The organism is Aminobacter sp. HY435 (genome assembly GCF_027568395.1).
Taxonomy (GTDB): Bacteria; Pseudomonadota; Alphaproteobacteria; order Rhizobiales; family Rhizobiaceae; genus Aminobacter.
Genome location: NZ_JANKZL010000001.1, coordinates 189,538 through 205,217 on the forward strand (window position 1 = coordinate 189,538; position 15,680 = coordinate 205,217).

The 15,680-nt window shown below is 62.8% G+C and carries 17 protein-coding genes and 2 pseudogenes; 5 read left to right on the forward strand and 14 right to left on the reverse strand.

What is annotated here, in order from left to right; genetic code table 11:
- Positions 1 to 79: 79 nt before the first annotated feature.
- The 9 genes and pseudogenes from rseP to PCJ21_RS00925 all read right to left on the reverse strand — a co-directional run bounded on the left by rseP (position 80) and on the right by PCJ21_RS00925 (position 7,497).
- Positions 80 to 1,219, reverse strand: a complete 1,140-nt coding sequence (rseP, locus tag PCJ21_RS00885) for an RIP metalloprotease RseP (RefSeq protein ID WP_269929495.1) — start codon at positions 1,217 to 1,219, stop codon at positions 80 to 82.
- A gap of 64 nt (positions 1,220 to 1,283) precedes the next feature.
- Complete coding sequence (locus PCJ21_RS00890; protein ID WP_269929496.1) at positions 1,284 to 2,114, reverse strand: phosphatidate cytidylyltransferase; 831 nt, start codon at positions 2,112 to 2,114, stop codon at positions 1,284 to 1,286.
- 11 nt (positions 2,115 to 2,125) lie between these two features.
- Positions 2,126 to 2,857: pseudogene (locus PCJ21_RS00895) on the reverse strand (isoprenyl transferase); the annotation flags it as partial.
- A gap of 18 nt (positions 2,858 to 2,875) precedes the next feature.
- The gene (gene frr / locus PCJ21_RS00900; RefSeq protein ID WP_269929497.1) at positions 2,876 to 3,430 is read right to left on the reverse strand and encodes a ribosome recycling factor; all 555 of its coding nucleotides are present in this window, start codon (positions 3,428 to 3,430) and stop codon (positions 2,876 to 2,878) included.
- Positions 3,431 to 3,477: 47 nt separating this feature from the next.
- A complete protein-coding gene (pyrH, locus tag PCJ21_RS00905; protein WP_269929498.1) occupies positions 3,478 to 4,200 on the reverse strand; it encodes a UMP kinase in 723 nt (240 codons plus the stop codon).
- Positions 4,201 to 4,310: 110 nt separating this feature from the next.
- Positions 4,311 to 5,231: a translation elongation factor Ts gene (gene tsf, locus PCJ21_RS00910; RefSeq protein ID WP_269929499.1), complete on the reverse strand. Its 921-nt coding sequence runs from the start codon at positions 5,229 to 5,231 to the stop codon at positions 4,311 to 4,313.
- A gap of 117 nt (positions 5,232 to 5,348) precedes the next feature.
- Complete coding sequence (gene rpsB / locus PCJ21_RS00915) at positions 5,349 to 6,131, reverse strand: 30S ribosomal protein S2 (protein WP_269929500.1); 783 nt, start codon at positions 6,129 to 6,131, stop codon at positions 5,349 to 5,351.
- Positions 6,132 to 6,388: 257 nt separating this feature from the next.
- Positions 6,389 to 6,661 (reverse strand): annotated as a pseudogene (locus PCJ21_RS00920) (DUF4031 domain-containing protein); the annotation flags it as partial.
- Between the two features lie 8 nt (positions 6,662 to 6,669).
- Positions 6,670 to 7,497 (reverse strand): cell envelope integrity EipB family protein, encoded by an 828-nt coding sequence (locus PCJ21_RS00925; RefSeq protein WP_269929501.1) that lies wholly within the window; start codon positions 7,495 to 7,497, stop codon positions 6,670 to 6,672.
- Positions 7,498 to 7,639: 142 nt separating this feature from the next.
- Between PCJ21_RS00925 and PCJ21_RS00930 the strand changes: the two genes are divergently transcribed.
- Genes PCJ21_RS00930 through PCJ21_RS00940 form a run of 3 tightly spaced genes read left to right on the forward strand, consistent with a single transcriptional unit; the run spans position 7,640 to position 10,089 of the window.
- On the forward strand, positions 7,640 to 8,104 hold the full coding sequence (locus PCJ21_RS00930) for a RidA family protein (protein WP_269929502.1): 465 nt from the start codon (positions 7,640 to 7,642) through the stop codon (positions 8,102 to 8,104).
- Between the two features lie 11 nt (positions 8,105 to 8,115).
- Positions 8,116 to 8,844 carry a glycerophosphodiester phosphodiesterase gene (locus tag PCJ21_RS00935; protein WP_269929807.1) on the forward strand — a complete coding sequence of 243 codons (729 nt, stop codon included), beginning with the start codon at positions 8,116 to 8,118 and terminating at the stop codon, positions 8,842 to 8,844.
- 39 nt (positions 8,845 to 8,883) lie between these two features.
- Positions 8,884 to 10,089: a GNAT family N-acetyltransferase gene (locus PCJ21_RS00940; RefSeq protein WP_269929503.1), complete on the forward strand. Its 1,206-nt coding sequence runs from the start codon at positions 8,884 to 8,886 to the stop codon at positions 10,087 to 10,089.
- Positions 10,090 to 10,110: 21 nt separating this feature from the next.
- Here the strand turns inward: PCJ21_RS00940 and PCJ21_RS00945 are convergent, their stop codons facing one another.
- The gene (locus PCJ21_RS00945) at positions 10,111 to 10,476 is read right to left on the reverse strand and encodes a DMT family transporter (RefSeq protein WP_442865943.1); all 366 of its coding nucleotides are present in this window, start codon (positions 10,474 to 10,476) and stop codon (positions 10,111 to 10,113) included.
- Between the two features lie 52 nt (positions 10,477 to 10,528).
- Between PCJ21_RS00945 and PCJ21_RS00950 the strand changes: the two genes are divergently transcribed.
- Positions 10,529 to 10,966 (forward strand): HIT family protein, encoded by a 438-nt coding sequence (locus PCJ21_RS00950; protein ID WP_269929504.1) that lies wholly within the window; start codon positions 10,529 to 10,531, stop codon positions 10,964 to 10,966.
- A gap of 9 nt (positions 10,967 to 10,975) precedes the next feature.
- Here PCJ21_RS00950 and PCJ21_RS00955 read toward each other — a convergent pair whose 3' ends face one another.
- From PCJ21_RS00955 to PCJ21_RS00970, 4 genes are read right to left on the reverse strand one after another with little or no spacing between them, the layout of a single operon-like run.
- Positions 10,976 to 12,091, reverse strand: coding sequence for a phosphatase PAP2 family protein (locus PCJ21_RS00955; RefSeq protein WP_269929505.1), 1,116 nt, complete (start codon positions 12,089 to 12,091; stop codon positions 10,976 to 10,978).
- On the reverse strand, positions 12,088 to 13,059 hold the full coding sequence (locus tag PCJ21_RS00960; RefSeq protein WP_269929506.1) for a phosphatase PAP2 family protein: 972 nt from the start codon (positions 13,057 to 13,059) through the stop codon (positions 12,088 to 12,090). Before PCJ21_RS00960 ends, PCJ21_RS00955 begins: the two co-directional genes overlap by 4 nt.
- Before the next feature lie 47 nt (positions 13,060 to 13,106).
- Positions 13,107 to 13,502 carry an AzlD domain-containing protein gene (locus tag PCJ21_RS00965; protein ID WP_269929507.1) on the reverse strand — a complete coding sequence of 132 codons (396 nt, stop codon included), beginning with the start codon at positions 13,500 to 13,502 and terminating at the stop codon, positions 13,107 to 13,109.
- Positions 13,499 to 14,245: an AzlC family ABC transporter permease gene (locus PCJ21_RS00970; protein ID WP_269929508.1), complete on the reverse strand. Its 747-nt coding sequence runs from the start codon at positions 14,243 to 14,245 to the stop codon at positions 13,499 to 13,501. The genes PCJ21_RS00965 and PCJ21_RS00970 overlap by 4 nt, the downstream gene beginning before the upstream one ends.
- Positions 14,246 to 14,422: 177 nt before the next feature.
- On the opposite strand from PCJ21_RS00970, the gene PCJ21_RS00975 reads away from it, so the two are divergent.
- Positions 14,423 to 15,673, forward strand: coding sequence for a GGDEF domain-containing protein (locus PCJ21_RS00975; RefSeq protein WP_269929509.1), 1,251 nt, complete (start codon positions 14,423 to 14,425; stop codon positions 15,671 to 15,673).
- Positions 15,674 to 15,680: the final 7 nt, after the last annotated feature.

Genomic DNA, 15,680 nt, shown 5'->3' on the forward strand with positions numbered 1-15,680 from the left:
TTTCGCGTCACTCATACCGTTGCGGATGGTAAATGCTCCCTCAACGAGCCCCCTGCTCGCGTTAAATTTCTTCATGATTTCAGCATCCAAACAGGTCGTTCCAGAAAACGAACCCCATGAACGCAAGGACGAGAATCATCCCGACCCGATATACCGCTTCCATCGCCCGTTCCGATACGGGACGTCCGATCACGGCCTCCACCGCATAGAACGCGAGATGGCCGCCGTCCAGCGGCGGAATCGGCAACAGGTTGAGAAAACCGATGCCGACCGACAAAAGCGCCACCAATTGCACCAGCCAGACGAAGCCGAGCTGCGCCGCCTTGCCTGCCATGTCGGCAATCTTCACCGGACCGCCCAGCTGGCACTTGTCTTCGCGGCCGACGGCGAATCGCTTGAGGAACTGCCCCGTGCGTTCGATGATGTGCCCGGTTTCGGAAACCGCCTGAACGAAAGCGCCGCCGACGCTGTAGCTGATCAGACGCGGCTGCCCCATTTCCTCGTTGTTGACAACGCCGATGACCGCGACCTTGACCGAGTTGCCCAGGGCGTCCTTCTGCTCCATCAGTTCGGGAGTGGCCGTAAGCGTCACTTCCTTGCCGTCGCGCATCATCACAAAGGTGATCGGATCGCCGCCGCGGCCGGAAACCATGCGCTGCACGTCCGAGAAGGTCGTGACAGGCGAGCCGTCGACACTGACGAATCGGTCGCCGGGATGAACGCCGGCGACAGCGGCGGGGCTCCCCGCACGGACTTCGGCGACGGTCGGCTCCATGACATAGCGGCCATAGGCCGAGAACATCACGGTGAAGACCGCGATGGTCAGCAGGAAATTGAACATCGGACCGGCGACCACCGTCGCCGCGCGCTTCCACACAGGCTGCGTGTGGAAGGCGACCTTGCGCTCCTCCGGGCTTAGGTTGTCGGCCTCGCCGCCTTCCGGCGCGCTGGTGACATTCATGTCGCCGACGAACTTGACGTAGCCGCCGAGCGGGACGGCGCAAAGCTTCCAGCGCGTGCCGCGCCGATCGTTGAAGCCGAAGATCTCAGGGCCGAAGCCGATGGAAAAGGCCTTTACGCCGATGCCGCACCAGCGGCCGACCAGATAATGCCCCATCTCGTGAACGAACACGACGACGGTGAGCACGAACAGGAACGGCACGATCGTGCCGATCAGCAGGCCGTCGGTGCTCAGGAAGCCGGGAAGGTATTCGTTCAAATCGAGTCCTCAACCAGATCTGGCCCCAACTGAGGCGACTTGCCTTGCGCGACGCTTGCGCCGTTCAAACCGGAAACAAACCATGCGCCGGCTGATCCGCGCTGCCGCAGAGCCAGCCGATGACGTATAGGGCAAATGCCGCCGCGACAAGCCCGTCGACCCGATCCATCACCCCGCCATGGCCAGGGATTATCGCGCCCGAATCCTTGTAGCCGTGCCGGCGCTTGACCCAAGACTCGAAAAGGTCTCCCGCCTGCGAGACGGCCGAGAGCAGCAAGGCCACGGCTCCCAGCGCAGCCAGGTTGCCAGCGCCTGCCCAAACAGCCAGCAACAGGCCGGCAAGTACACCGCCTACCGCCCCCCCCAGAGCGCCGCTGCGCGTCTTGCCGGGTGAGATGGAGGGCGCGAGTTTCGGCCCGCCGATCTTGCGGCCGACAAAATAGGCAAAGATGTCTGTCGCCCACACCACCGCGAACAGGAACAGGATAGCGACAAGCCCCGATGCATCGTCGCCACGCAGCAGCGCCAGCGCCAGTCCTGACAGCGAGGCATAGGCAAAGCCGGCAGATTCCCACGGGGTCAGGCCCCGCAGGCGCTCGGCGACCCACAACAGAAGCGTAAACGCCACCACCAGGCCAAGCAGGATCGGCGCAGGCAGGCCGACCACCAGCGCACCCGCAAAGACCAGCGTCGGAATCTCCGGCAGCATGCCGAGCACGCCCGGGCCCCATATGGCATCGGTCTTCGGCCGCGACATGCGCGACCATTCGTAAAAGACGCCAAGCACGATGACGGCCGACAAGACACGAAACGGCAGCCCGCCCAGCCAGGTGAGCGCCAGGACCGCGATGGCCAGCACGATGGCCGAAAGTGTCCGCAACTGAAGATTGCTCATGCGTTCCGCCGTCACAATGCGACGTCGCGCGCGGCAAGGCCGCCAAAGCGCCGTTCGCGGCCGGTATATTCGCGCAAGGCCTCGGCGAGATGCTCGCGAGTGAAGTCCGGCCAGTAGCACGGCTGGAACACCAGTTCGCTGTAGGCCGATTGCCAGGGCAAGAAATTGGAGAGGCGAATTTCGCCGCTTGTCCGTATCACCAGGTCGGGATCCGGTATTCCAGCGGTGTCGAGCTTCTCGGAGAACAGTTCCGGCGTGATGTCGGCGCTCGCCAATTCGCCGCGACTGACCGCTTCGGCCAGTTGGCGCGCAGCCCGCGCGATTTCATCGCGTCCGCCGTAATTGAAAGCGATGACCAGCGTCAGCGCCTCGTTCGCCGCCGTCAGCACCTCGGCCTCCTCGAGAAGGCTGCGGATGTCCGGCTGCAAGGTGGCGCGGTCGCCGATGATGCGGACGCGCACGCCCGAATTGTGCAGTTCGGCCAGATCGCGCCGAATGAAGATCTTCAGCAGCCCCATCAGGTCGGTAACTTCCGACTGCGGCCGCGACCAGTTCTCGGACGAAAACGCGTAGACCGTCAGCCAGGAAATCCCAAGGTCTGCAGCATCGCGCACCGTCCGGCGCAGCGCCTCGACACCAGCCTTGTGGCCCGCGACGCGCGGCAGGCCCCGGGCTTTCGCCCAGCGGCCATTACCGTCCATGATGATCGCGACATGCGCGGGCGTAGTCATCCGTTCACTTTCGGGCCGCCGATGGCTGGCCTAGACCTGCATGATCTCGGCTTCTTTGCCTGCCAGCAGGCTGTCGATCTGGTTGATCGTATCATCGGTCAGCTTCTGCACCTTGTCGGACTGGACACGCTGATCGTCCTGGCTGATGTCACCGTCCTTTTCCGCCTTCTTCAAGGCGTCCATGCCGTCACGGCGAACGTGGCGCGTCGCCACCTTGGCGTTCTCGGCGTAGGTGTGTGCGATCTTGACCAACTCCTTGCGGCGCTGCTCGTTGAGCTCAGGCAGGGGGATACGCAGGTTGGTACCATCGACGATCGGGTTGAAGCCGAGATTGGATTCGCGGATCGCGCGATCGACCGCACCGACCATCGACTTGTCCCACACTGAAACCGAAATCATGCGGGGCTCCGGCACCGACACCGTCGCTACCTGGTTCAGCGGCATCGACGAGCCGTAGGCCTGCACCTGGATCGGGTCGAGAAGGTTGCTCGAGGCGCGGCCGGTGCGGAGCGAGGCAAGGTCGCTCTTGAACGCGCTGATGGCGCCTTCCATGCGCCGCTGAAGATCGTTGTAGTCCGAGCTCATCTAAGCCTCCTTGACCCCGAAAGCCTTCAGGATCGTCGTTCCAAATCTCAGGCGTCCGCTACAACCGTGCAGCGTCCGCCACCTTTCAATATTTCGCCGAACCCGCCTTCTTCATGGATCGAGTAGACGATTATCGGGATGTTGTTTTCGCGCGCAAGAGCAATTGCCGCGGTATCCATGATCGACAAGCCCCTGGCGATGACTTCCTTGTGCGTGATGCGCTCGTAGCGCGTCGCGGACGGGTCCTTCTTCGGATCGGCCGAATAGACGCCGTCAACCTGGGTACCCTTGAACAAGGCGTCCGCGCCGATCTCTGCAGCGCGCAGCGCGGCAGCCGAATCGGTCGTGAAGAACGGATTGCCGGTGCCGCCGGCAAAGATCACCACCTTGCCCGCATCCATGTAGGCGGTCGCCTGGCGCTGCGAGAAGCTCTCGCAGAGTTCCGGCATGGCGATCGCCGAAAGCACCACGGCGTCGACGCCGAGCTTGACCAGCGACGTGCGCAGGGCAAGCGAATTGATGACAGTGGCGAGCATGCCCATGTGATCGCCGGTGACGCGGTCGCCGCCCTTGGACGCCACGGCCACGCCGCGGAAGATATTGCCGCCGCCGATGACCACGCCGACTTCGACGCCCATCGCCCTCGCCTCGGCGATGTCGGAAGCGATGCGGTCGACCACCGACACATCGATGCCGAAATGCTGCTCGCCCATCAGGGCTTCGCCCGACGCCTTGAGCAGAACGCGCCGATACAGCGGCTTGTCGGTCATGTGTTCCTCGCGGCAGTTGAAAGATCGGGGTTCCGATACACGAAGGGCGCCGCGATGTCACGCGGCGCCCTTCGGCTATCCTCAGGAAGCGCTTGATGCAGCGCGGCTTTTTAGCCCTTGACGGCTGCGGCGACTTCGGCTGCGAAGTCGCTCTCTTCCTTCTCGATGCCCTCGCCGAGCGCGAAACGGATGTAGCCGGTGATCTTGGCCGGAGCGCCGATCTGCTTTTCCGCGTCCTTGAGCGCAGCCTCGACGGTCAGATCGGGGTTGAGCACGAAGGCCTGCTTGAGCAGCACGACCTCCTCGAAGAATTTGCGCATGCGGCCTTCGACCATCTTTTCGATGATGTTCTCCGGCTTGCCCGACTGGCGCGCCTGGTCGGCGAAGATGGCCTTTTCGCGCTCGACAGCCGATGCGTCGACTTCGTCGGGCGTCAGGGCCAGCGGGTTGGTCGCAGCGACATGCATCGCAACCTGGCGCGCGAAAGCGCGGGCTGCGTCGTGGTTGCCGGCGGTCTCGATCGCGACCAGCACGCCGAGCTTGCCGAGGTTGTCGGCAACCGCATTGTGCACGTAGGTCGCGACGACACCTTCGGAAACCGACAGCTTGGCCGAACGGCGGAAGCTCATGTTTTCGCCGATGGTGCCGACGGCGTCCTTGATGGTGTCGGTGACCGACTTGTCCGAACCCGGATACTTGGCGGCGGCAACTGCCTCGGTGTCACCGTAAGCGAGCGCGACCTTGGCGACGTTGTTGACGATTTCCTGGAAGGCTGCGTTGCGGCCAACGAAGTCGGTCTCGGAATTGACTTCCACGACAACAGCTTCGCGAACGCCGGCGTCGACGCCGATCAGGCCTTCGGCTGCCGTGCGGCTCGCCTTCTTGTCGGCCTTCGAGATGCCCTTCTTGCGCAGCCAGTCGACCGCAGCTTCCATGTCGCCGCCGGTCTCGTTCAGAGCCGCCTTGCAATCCATCATGCCCGCGCCCGAAAGCTCGCGGAGTTCCTTAACCTGTGCTGCCGAAATGCTCATTGTGGCCTCTTTGCTTCAAATGCGCCAGCGCACCACCGAGGGCTCGATGATGCGCCGAACGCCGACGCTGTGCGCGTCCAATCCTGAAATGGAAGGCCGGTAGCCCGGCCTCCACGATTACGCCTCGGAAGCTTCGCCCGATGCGGAGCTGTCGAGAGCCGGCTCGACCGGAGCTTCAGCCGCTGCGCCGATGTCGACGCCGAGAGCGCCCTGCTGGCGGGCGATGCCGTCAATCGCAGCCTTGGCGATCAGGTCGCAGTACAGCTGGATCGCGCGGGCGGCGTCGTCGTTGCCGGGGATCGGGAAGTCGATGTTGTCCGGATCGCAGTTCGAATCGATGATCGCAACGACCGGGATGCCGAGACGCTTGGCTTCCTGGATGGCGATGGCTTCCTTGTTGGTGTCGATGACGAACATCAGGTCCGGCGTCGAGCCCATGTCCTTGATGCCGCCGAGAGCCTTGTTCAGCTTCTCGCGCTCGCGATCGAGGTTCAGGCGCTCCTTCTTGGTGAAGCCGTGGGCTTCGCCAGCGAGCATCTCGTCAAGCTTGCGCAGACGCTGGATCGAGTTCGAGATCGTCTTCCAGTTGGTCAGCATGCCGCCGAGCCAACGCGAGTTGACATAGTACTGAGCCGAACGCTGGGCTGCATCGGCGACGATGTCCGAAGCCTGGCGCTTGGTGCCGACGAACAGCACGCGGCCGCCGCGCGAAACGACGTCCGAAACCTGCTTGAGAGCCTGGTGCAGCAGCGGAACCGTCTGCGACAGGTCGATGATGTGGATGTTGTTGCGGGCGCCATAGATGTAGGGCGCCATCTTCGGGTTCCAGCGGTGGGTCTGGTGGCCGAAGTGAGAACCAGCTTCGAGAAGCTGGCGCATGCTGAAATCAGGCAATGCCATCTGTCATTTTCCTTTCCGGTTAGCCTCCACGGACATTTGACATCGCGGGTTTATTCCCTTGAATGCCACCGGCGGTCTCAGCCGGATTTCTCCCGGTCGGAAACCTAAGTCCGTGTGTGGAATGCGGCGGCATATAGACGTGTTGCGCTGCGAAAGCAACCCTGCGGGAGGCAACTGCGCCCGATCCGGCCCTAGCTGCCCGCCGCCCAGCGCGACATCGCCGGTTCGAGCGGCTTCTTTTCGTCCTGCTTGGGCACGCGCCGCTTGAAGTTGCGGACGCGCACGCGCCGGAAAACAGCGACGATCTCCTCGCGGCTGCATTCGACAGCCCCCAGGCGGACGGCGCGATCGCGCTCGAATCCGGTGATGTCGTAATGCGGGGCCGATGTCTTCGGCGGCCCCTGATAGGACGACCGCTTCAGCCCGAGTTGCGCCGCGAAGCGATGCAGTTCGTAGGTGTCGTCGGCCAAGAGGTGGCACCAGCGGTGCCCCACCCACTTCCAGATCGCGGCATCGACATAGACCGCCACGGCGCCGACTACTTCTTGCAGTCGCCCTGCGGCACGGGAAACAGCGAAAGATTGACCAGCTTGCCGGTCATCGAGAAATCGCCATAGTCCATGACCAGGTCGCGGGTCAGACCGTTTTCGTGCAGCTTGAAGCTGATGCGGTATTCCGGAACCTCTTCGCCGTCGCCCTTGCTTTCGTCGAAATAGGCGATATCGACCGGCCAATATTTGTCCTTGCCCAGGCCGGCGAGCGCCGCGATTTCCGGATCGCCCTGCGGCGCCACGGCCTTCTTGCCGACGATGACGGTTGTGGTCATCACCTTGTCGGCGTCTTCGGAGCCATCGAACAGGCTGGTTTCATAGAAGGTCTCGCCCTTTTCGGCCTTGCCGATCAGTTCGACGAGATGCTGCGTCGGAAACTGCGTCAGGGCGAGATCGACGGTGTTCGCCTCGGGTTTTTCCAAAGCCACCTTGAGGCCGTCGGCCTCGCGGGTGGCGGTGCCCTTGACCTCGCTCTCGAGATTCTGGTCGACGAACGACTTGGTCACGAATGAGAAGGTCTTGCCCTCGCCGTCCTCGAACGTCGTGGTCTGCTGGTCGGTCAGCCGGGAGTTCTCCCGCGTCGCGATCTGTGTCACGAAACGGAACTTCACCGTGTAGCCTTCGCAGGCGGAGCCGTTGAACTCGTAGACCATGCGCCCGCTGAGCCCGGTGATTCCCGACCGGTCGGAGGCTTGGTCGAGCACCAGGTCATAGACGGCGCGATGCGGCGCCAGTACGGGCGCGGCCAATGCCGGCGTCAGGGCCGATGCCATGGTTGAAAGGGAGGCAAGAACGACAAGGCGCGTTGCGCGCATACACTGGCTCCGATCGCGCGGCCGATGCAGGCCGCCTTGAATGATGGTCCACCATAAAAAAAGTCGTGGCGGAAGCGAGGCAAACATAGCACTTTCGGCGCCAACTCACTTGCCACCCGTGACTCAGAGATAAGGAAAGACGATGGGCGAAACAATCGAAAAGCGGCTGAGCGATCTCGGCGTCACGCTGCCGGCCGCCGCCGCCCCCGCCGCCAACTACGTGCCGTTCATGAGCACCGGCAGCTACGTGTTCACCGCCGGCCAGCTGCCGCTCAAGGATGGCAAGCTCGTCGCCTCTGGCCTCGTCGGACGTGACGTCGACACTGCAGGCGCCAGGGAAGCCGCCAAGCAGTGCGCGGTCAACATCCTGGCTCAGGCCAAGGCCGCCCTCGGCGACATCGAGAAGATCGGTCGCATCGTCAAGATCACCGTTTTCGTCGCATCGACGCCTGACTTCACCGAGCAGCACCTCGTCGCCAACGGCGCTTCCGATTTCCTGGTCGCGGCCCTCGGCGAACGCGGCAAGCACGCGCGCTCGGCCGTAGGCGTCGCCTGCCTGCCGCTGAACGCGGCGGTCGAGATCGAAGCCATCATCGAGACCGCGTGAGCATCCGCACCATGACCGACCTCTCCTGGCTGACCGCCCGCCCCGTCGCTCATCGCGGCCTGCATGACCTCAACAAGAAATGCTGGGAAAACACGCTCTCCGCTTTCGAACGGGCGGCCGCGCGCGGCTTCGCCATCGAATGCGACGTGCACCTCAGCGCCGATGGCGACGTTGTCGTCTTTCACGACAACACGCTGGACCGGCTGACAGGGACCAACGGCTTCATCTGGCAGCGCACCGTGGCGGAACTGGCCGCGCTGCGCGTCGGCGGAACCGAAGACCACGTGCCGACGCTGCATGAATTGCTCAGGCTGGTCGATGGCCGCGTGCCGCTGGTGATCGAACTGAAGGGCATTCCCGGTCACGACGCGGGCCTTGTCGCCAAAGTTGGCGAAATCCTGCGCGGCTACGCTGGCAAGGTGGCGATCATGTCGTTCGACCACTGGCTGATCCGCGACTTCGCCAAATATGCGCCTGGCGTTCCGGCAGGCCTGACCGCCTGGGGCGATCAGGATCATGAGCTCGAAGCGCATTTTTCAATGCTGGCGCATGGCATGTCCTTCCTGTCCTACTCGGTCACGCATCTGCCCAACCGTTTCGTCAGCTTCGCGCGCGAAAAACTCGGCATGCCCGTCATCACCTGGACGGTGCGAGATCTGGAAGCGGTCAGGACGACGTTCGCGCACGCCGACCAGATGACGTTCGAAGGCTTCGATCCCGACGCGACGCCGGTCGCCTGAGCCCTTGCAACGGCCGAGTTCGAACGTAAGTAACGGCTTATGACCAACGACAGCGGTGCCACGGCTGATGTTGCGGATGGCGGATACGCCGTCCGCGTACTCTCCGGCATCGGCGAGTTCGGTCGAGACGCATGGGAACAGCTCGACGGCGCCTCAAAGAAAACATCAAATACGCCGTATAACCCATTTGTTTCGTTCGACTTCCTGAACATCCTCGAGGAATCCGGCTGCGCTGTCCGCAAGACTGGATGGCACGGACATCACCTGCGCCTCGAAAGCGCGGATGGCGCCTTCCTGGGAGCGCTGCCGTGTTACGCGAAGTCGCACAGCCAGGGCGAATACGTCTTCGATCATGGCTGGGGCGATGCCTTCGAGCGCGCCGGCGGCCGCTACTACCCCAAGCTTCAGGCTTCCGTGCCGTTCACCCCGGCGACCGGGCCTCGTCTGCTGACCAGCGTCAACGCCGACCCTGCGCGCACCAGGGCTGCGCTGGCCACCGCGCTTCGAAGCGTCGCCGAACGCGTTGGCGTCTCGTCGGCCCATGTCACCTTCGCACCGCCTGACGAAGTCGATTGCCTGGAACAGACGGGCTTCCTGCGCCGCATCGACCAGCAGTTCCACTTTTTCAACGAAGGCTTTGAAAGCTATGACGATTTTCTCGCCACGCTGGCCTCGCGCAAGCGCAAGGCGTTGAAGAGGGAGCGTCGCGAGGCGCTGGGCGACGACATCTCCATCGAGCGCCTGACCGGCCGCGACATCACCGAGGCGCATTGGGATGACTTTTTCGCCTTCTACATGGACACCGGCGGCCGCAAATGGGGCCGGCCGTATCTCAACAGGCAGTTCTTCTCGCTGATCGGGGAACGCATGGCCGACGACGTGCTGCTGGTGATGGCCAGGCGCGGTCGCCGCTACATCGCCGGCGCCATCAACTTCATCGGCTCCGACACCTTGTTCGGACGCAACTGGGGCTGCATCGAAGACCACCCGTTCCTGCATTTCGAAGTCTGCTACCATCAGGCCATCGACTTCGCCATCGAACGCAAGCTGAAGATCGTGGAGGCAGGGGCCCAGGGCGAACACAAGCTGGCGCGCGGCTACAGGCCCGTCACCACGCAATCCGCCCACTACATCGTCCATCCCGGCCTGCGCCGCGCGATCGCAGACTATTTGCAGCGCGAGCGGCAGGAGGTCGCCGAAATCGGCGGATACCTCGACGAGCACACGCCCTTCCGTCGCGGATAGGCCAATTCAGCTGCAGGCTGGCTAGTGCGCGACCGACTTGGAAAACAGGTTGATGACCATGACGCCGGCCATGATCAGGCTGATGCCGATCACCGCAGGAAAATCAAGCGCCTGTCGGAACCAGATCCATGCAATCAGGGTGATCAGCACGATGCCCGCGCCGCACCACATCGCATAGACGATGCCGACCGGTACATTGCGCAGGACCAGCGACAGGAAATAGAACGCGCATGCATAGCCCGCCAGCGATATCACCGAAGGCACGAGCTGGGTGAAGCCATTGGTTTCCTTCAGCGCCGTGGTCGCCACCACTTCGAACGCCACCGCCACGATCAGGTAAATGTAATTCAACTTCACGTCCTCTGTGCCTGTTGCGGCTTGACGCATCAGTCGCCAGCGCCGAAACATCCACCACGAAATCGCAGCAAACGGATGGGCCATGTCGAGCGCCACTTACGATCCAAGCAATATCTTCGCCAAGATCCTGCGCGGCGAGATTCCATCGCACCGGGTCTATGAAGATGACGCCGTCGTAGCCTTCATGGATGTCATGCCGCAAAGCACCGGGCATACGCTTGTGGTGCCGAAGACACCGTCGCGCAACCTGCTCGACGCCGACGCCGTGAGCTTCGGCAAGCTTTTTTCTGTGGTTCAGAAAGTGGCGCGCGCGGCCAAGCAGGCCTTCGAAGCCGACGGCGTGGTCATCTCGCAGTTCAATGAGGTGGCTGCCGGCCAGACGGTTTTCCACCTGCACATCCACGTCGTTCCACGCTTCGAAGGTGTCGCGCCAAAGGGCCACGCCGCTGTGATGGAGAAACCCGAGGTGCTTGCCGCGAATGCCGAAAAGCTGAAGGCGGCGCTCGAGGCGCAAGTCTGACCTGTAAACTCAGGCGAGCGCAGGCGCGGCGTCCAATTTCTTCGCCTTCCGCCTTGCAGCCTCGCCGGTAAGATGGCCGGCGAGTTTCCACAACAAGACCACGCCCACCGCCGAAACATAGGCATCGATGGCATAGTGCCACCCCAGGTGCACCGATCCGACGAAGATGGTCAGGGCGAACGCTGCCGCGCCAACCGCGAGCCAACGATTGATATGGCGGGCAACGAGAAACAGCAGCACGCACATGGCATTGTGGATCGATGGCATCGCCGAAATTCCGGAGATGACCGTGTCCATGTCATTGACGTAGGCGTCCCACAGCACCTCGCGCACTTGCATTGTCGTCAATTCCCACGATGCGTTCACGGCTTCAAGGTTGACGACGAGTTCGGTGAAGGCGGACGTGCCGCCATGGAGCCGGTCATAGAAGATGGGACCGACTGAGGACAGCATGGTTGCGCAAACGATGCCGAGCACCGCCCAGACGAGAACGAAAGTCAACATGAACTGGTGTCGAACACCAAACCGGTCCGGCATGCCAATCAACCCGCCCATCGGCACGTAGAAGACCAGGAACCAGACGTAGTAGGCCTTGTCTATGACGACGGTAGCCATTCCATAGCCGAAGGCCTTCTCGGTAATTCGCCACGGGTCGACCCCGAAGTGCAGATACCTGTCGACCTGCTGGAACAAGTCATCCAGTTCGTAGGGGTTGAAGCTCGGTATGGACGACTTGAAGTGGCTGAAAGAATTCATCAAGAGAGCGGCAGCGAGGGCCGCGGGTATGGCGACCACGGCATTGCGCCATGTGAAGACGTCCGACCACAAGTAGCGGAAGCTCTCGGAAACCGACTTCGTCTGCAGCGTCTTCCAGGCCAGGTAGCAGCAGATCGCGAGAGCCCACGCGCCAATGAATGGCCACAGGCTTTGCACGAATGTCCAGGCGGCCATTTCGAATGCGCCCGGCAAGATAACCAGGCGCGCGGCAAACACCGATAGCGCTGCCGCAAGGAACAGCCCTTGCTCACGCCAGTTTCTCCGGATCGCAGCCAACAGCGGCTGGACTCTTCGATCAGAGGCGTGCGGCGAAGTCACCAACCCGCCGGTGGCTTGAACTTCGCTCATCGGCCGGTGTCTCCGCCTCTTGCAAACGCGACGCGCCGGGCTACCAGGAATTTCTGCGCCAGCCCCCATGCTACGAAGGCGACGACAATGCCGCCGAGCGCGTCGACCAGATGATGGCCGCCATCTATCGGCGTCGCGAGCACAACCGCGAAATTGAGGGCGAACAGCGGCCAGAACCACCCACGCACCCTGAAGAAGGCCAACACGATCAACGCAGAGAGCGTGGCGTGATAGGACGGAAACGCGATGACGCCGCGAGGCTCATCGAGTGAGATGAAACGCGCCGCGCCGCTCCGCAGGTCGAAGAACGCTTGCTTGTAGTCCAGATCCACGATCGGCTGGTTCTTGGTCACGAATTCAACGGGAGGCCGGATGGTTGCAAGCGCACCGGCGGCTGGCAGCACCGCCGAGATTGCAATACAGATCAGCGCTCCCAGCATGACAGCCAGAACGAAACGTTGAACCCGCTCGCTCCTGCCCATCAGCCCCAGCACGACAACGGTCAGGGCAACTTGCGAAAGCGATGTCACGTAGACGGCGGATGATAGCGCCCCGAGCCAGGGCCGTTCATTGACGAAGCCCACATAAGCCAGCCAGTCAAAACCAAGCGCGGCGTCAGCAGCGATCAACTTGTCGTCGATCAACGGCATGTCGAGAGAAGTCATCAGCAGGCTCAGGACTGCCGCGGCCGCCGAAAAGGCGAGCAGAATGGCCGTCTCCGAGCACAAGACCTCGAAGCGTTCCATCGGCCTCTTCGTGCGATAAAACCAGGCCACCGCTGCGAGCACGACGGTGATCCCAATGACGGTCAACATGCTCTGCATGTGAAACTGGAAATCGCTTCCCAGTATCCAGATGGTGTCGACGGCGAAAATCGCGGCAACAACTGCCGCCTTCGCCATGAGTTGGTGATTTTCGCCGATTGCCGATGGCAACACCAGCTTGGTTGTTGCCGGGATTTCCACCATTGCCGCTTACCCTCAACCTGCCCCTGGCAGATGTTAGGCATCGGCGGTTAAGCCGACGTGAATATGCCGTGCAGGGCGGCCATATCGGCGTGCGAGCTCCCCATCCACAGCCCTGCCAGCAACACCGCCTCCGCGGCAACGATGCCGACCAGAACCTTACGCCCGAGGAAAAGGTACGCGACGAACCCAGCCACCACAGCCCCAATGCGCAGAGCAAGCGCGGTGTCGGCGAGGGCGCCAGACGGAAAGACAATCAGGTTGCCGATGACCGCGGCGACCAGCGCTGTGGCGAGGGCGCGGACCAGCACCAGAAGGTCGGAGTCTTCGGTGATGCGATCGCCGAGGTACACGCCAAGGAAGCGCCATGCGTCAGTCACCAGCCAACCACCGACAAGGATGAAGACGAACGGCCACCACCAGGCGTCGATTGCGTCGAACGTCATGCCGCAGCCCTCCGTCGCGCGGCGACATGCAGGCCGAACGCCACGCCACCGCCGATCAGGCCGGCGCCGAGAAGATCAAAGCCCGGAACCACCAGATGCAGCAGAGGTCCGAGCACGATGCCGAGAACCATTGCCACATGCCCTGCCCGCTCGCGCGCCGAGCCCCATAGAGACGTCAGGAAATACATCGGCGTCAGCATGAAAAGCGCGGCCGATACCATCGGCGGCAGGTTTTCGGCGACGACATAGGTGACCGCGACGACCAGCATGTTGAACAGCACCAGCGTCGAGCCAAGGCCAGCGTAGTAGCTGGTGCGCATCGCCGGAGGGATGCCGCGCAGCCGCTCCATCGCCAGCACCCAGGAGGTGACGGCAACGAAATGCGCCAGGAAGTAAAGCACCCAGCGCGGCGTGTTCGGCCCGCGCAATTCAGGCACCAGCGCCACCACCATCGGCGCCAGCCGGATCGACGACAGCGCAACCGCGAAGGCGGCTGCCGGCAGCGACGCGCCGGTCATGATCGCGCCGACCAGCACGACCTTTGCCGGCAGCGCCCAGACCATGCCGACCATGAACACGGTCTGCACCAGCGTCAGCCCAGCCTCCTTGGCGAGGCCAGCGAAGCCGATGAAGGCACTGGCGAGAATCAACCCGGGAACGGAAACGGCAGCCGCCACCCCGCGCAGATACCATCTGCCGCGGCGAGTCGCTTCAGGCGCGGATCGGGAGCTATGCAAGTCCATGGCATCGGCGCGTAGCACAGCTTCCCTGCCAAGTCAGCGTGGTTGCCACCTTGGCGCTGCGTCTGCTGCCCCGGCGCGCCGTGATTTTTGCTGCGCTGCGATGCCTATTGGCCGCTGCGTTAACCCTTTGACCAGCGACAGTGGATAGACAGGAAGGGATCAGGGAGTGAGGACATCATGATCGGCACATTTTTGCTCGTGGTGCAGGCGCTGATCTACTTCGTCACCATGGCCGCCGTGTTTCACGCCCGACGCAGATTCGGCATCGGCATTTTCGTCTGCGTGCTCGGCGTGATGCACTTCCTGGAAACCTATCTCGCCGCGGTGTTCTTCGTGCCCCTTCCCTTCGGCATCGTCTCGCCCGGCTCCACCGTGATGTTTTCCGGCAAGCTGGTGATGTTCCTGCTCCTCTACATCAAGGAGGATGCAGAGACGGTGCGCCAGCCGATCTACGGCCTGCTGATCGGCAATGTGCTGATGGTCGCGCTTGCGCTGGTCCTGCGCTTCTACGGCACGATCGTCGATCTGCCGGGATACCGGCCGGACCTCGCCTTCCTGGACGAGATGGGCATTCTGATGGTGTGGGGGACGGCACTGCTGTTTGTCGACAGCATCGCCCTGATCCTGCTCTACGAGAAGCTCGGCCAGAGGATCGCCAACACCCTGTTCAAGCGTATCTTCCTGAGCGCGGCGATCGTTCTGACTTTCGACCAGCTGATGTTTTTCATCGGCCTGCATCTGGTGTCGGGCATTCCCGTCAACGCCCTCTATGGCGGCTGGATCGCCAAGATGGGGGCTGCCCTGCTCTACAGCGCCCTGCTCGTCGGCTATCTGCGCTATGTCGAGGCAAGACCAGCCCTGGCCGGCCCGGAGCCGCTGCTCAAGGTATTCGACCGTCTGACCTTCCGGCACCGCTACGAGGACCTCTTGCAGCGAACCGGCATCGACACGCTGACCGGTGTCAGCGACAGGGGGCAGTTCGAGGCCGTCGCACAGCCGCTGATCGACCGTTCGCTGACCGAGCGCAGGCCGGTCAGCCTGCTGATGATCGACATCGACCACTTCAAGAACATCAATGACGAGCACGGCCACATCGTCGGCGACAAGGTGCTCAAGAACGTCGCCCGCGCTCTTGCAGGCTCGCTGCGCAGCGGCGATCGCCTGTTTCGCTATGGCGGCGAGGAATTCGTCGCCATCTGCCATGACCTGAGCGCCGGCGACGCCGTCGTGCTCGCCGAGCGCCTTCGCACCGCCGTCGAAAACACCGATCTCGCGGAATCGGGCGTACGCGCCACTGTCAGCATAGGCGTGACGACGGCCGAACATGCCCCCATGCACGCAGAACAGATGCTGAGCGATGCGGATGTCTGGCTCTACAGGGCCAAGAAGCTTGGCCGAAACCGCGTCGAGAGCGAAATCATCAACTGACGTACCG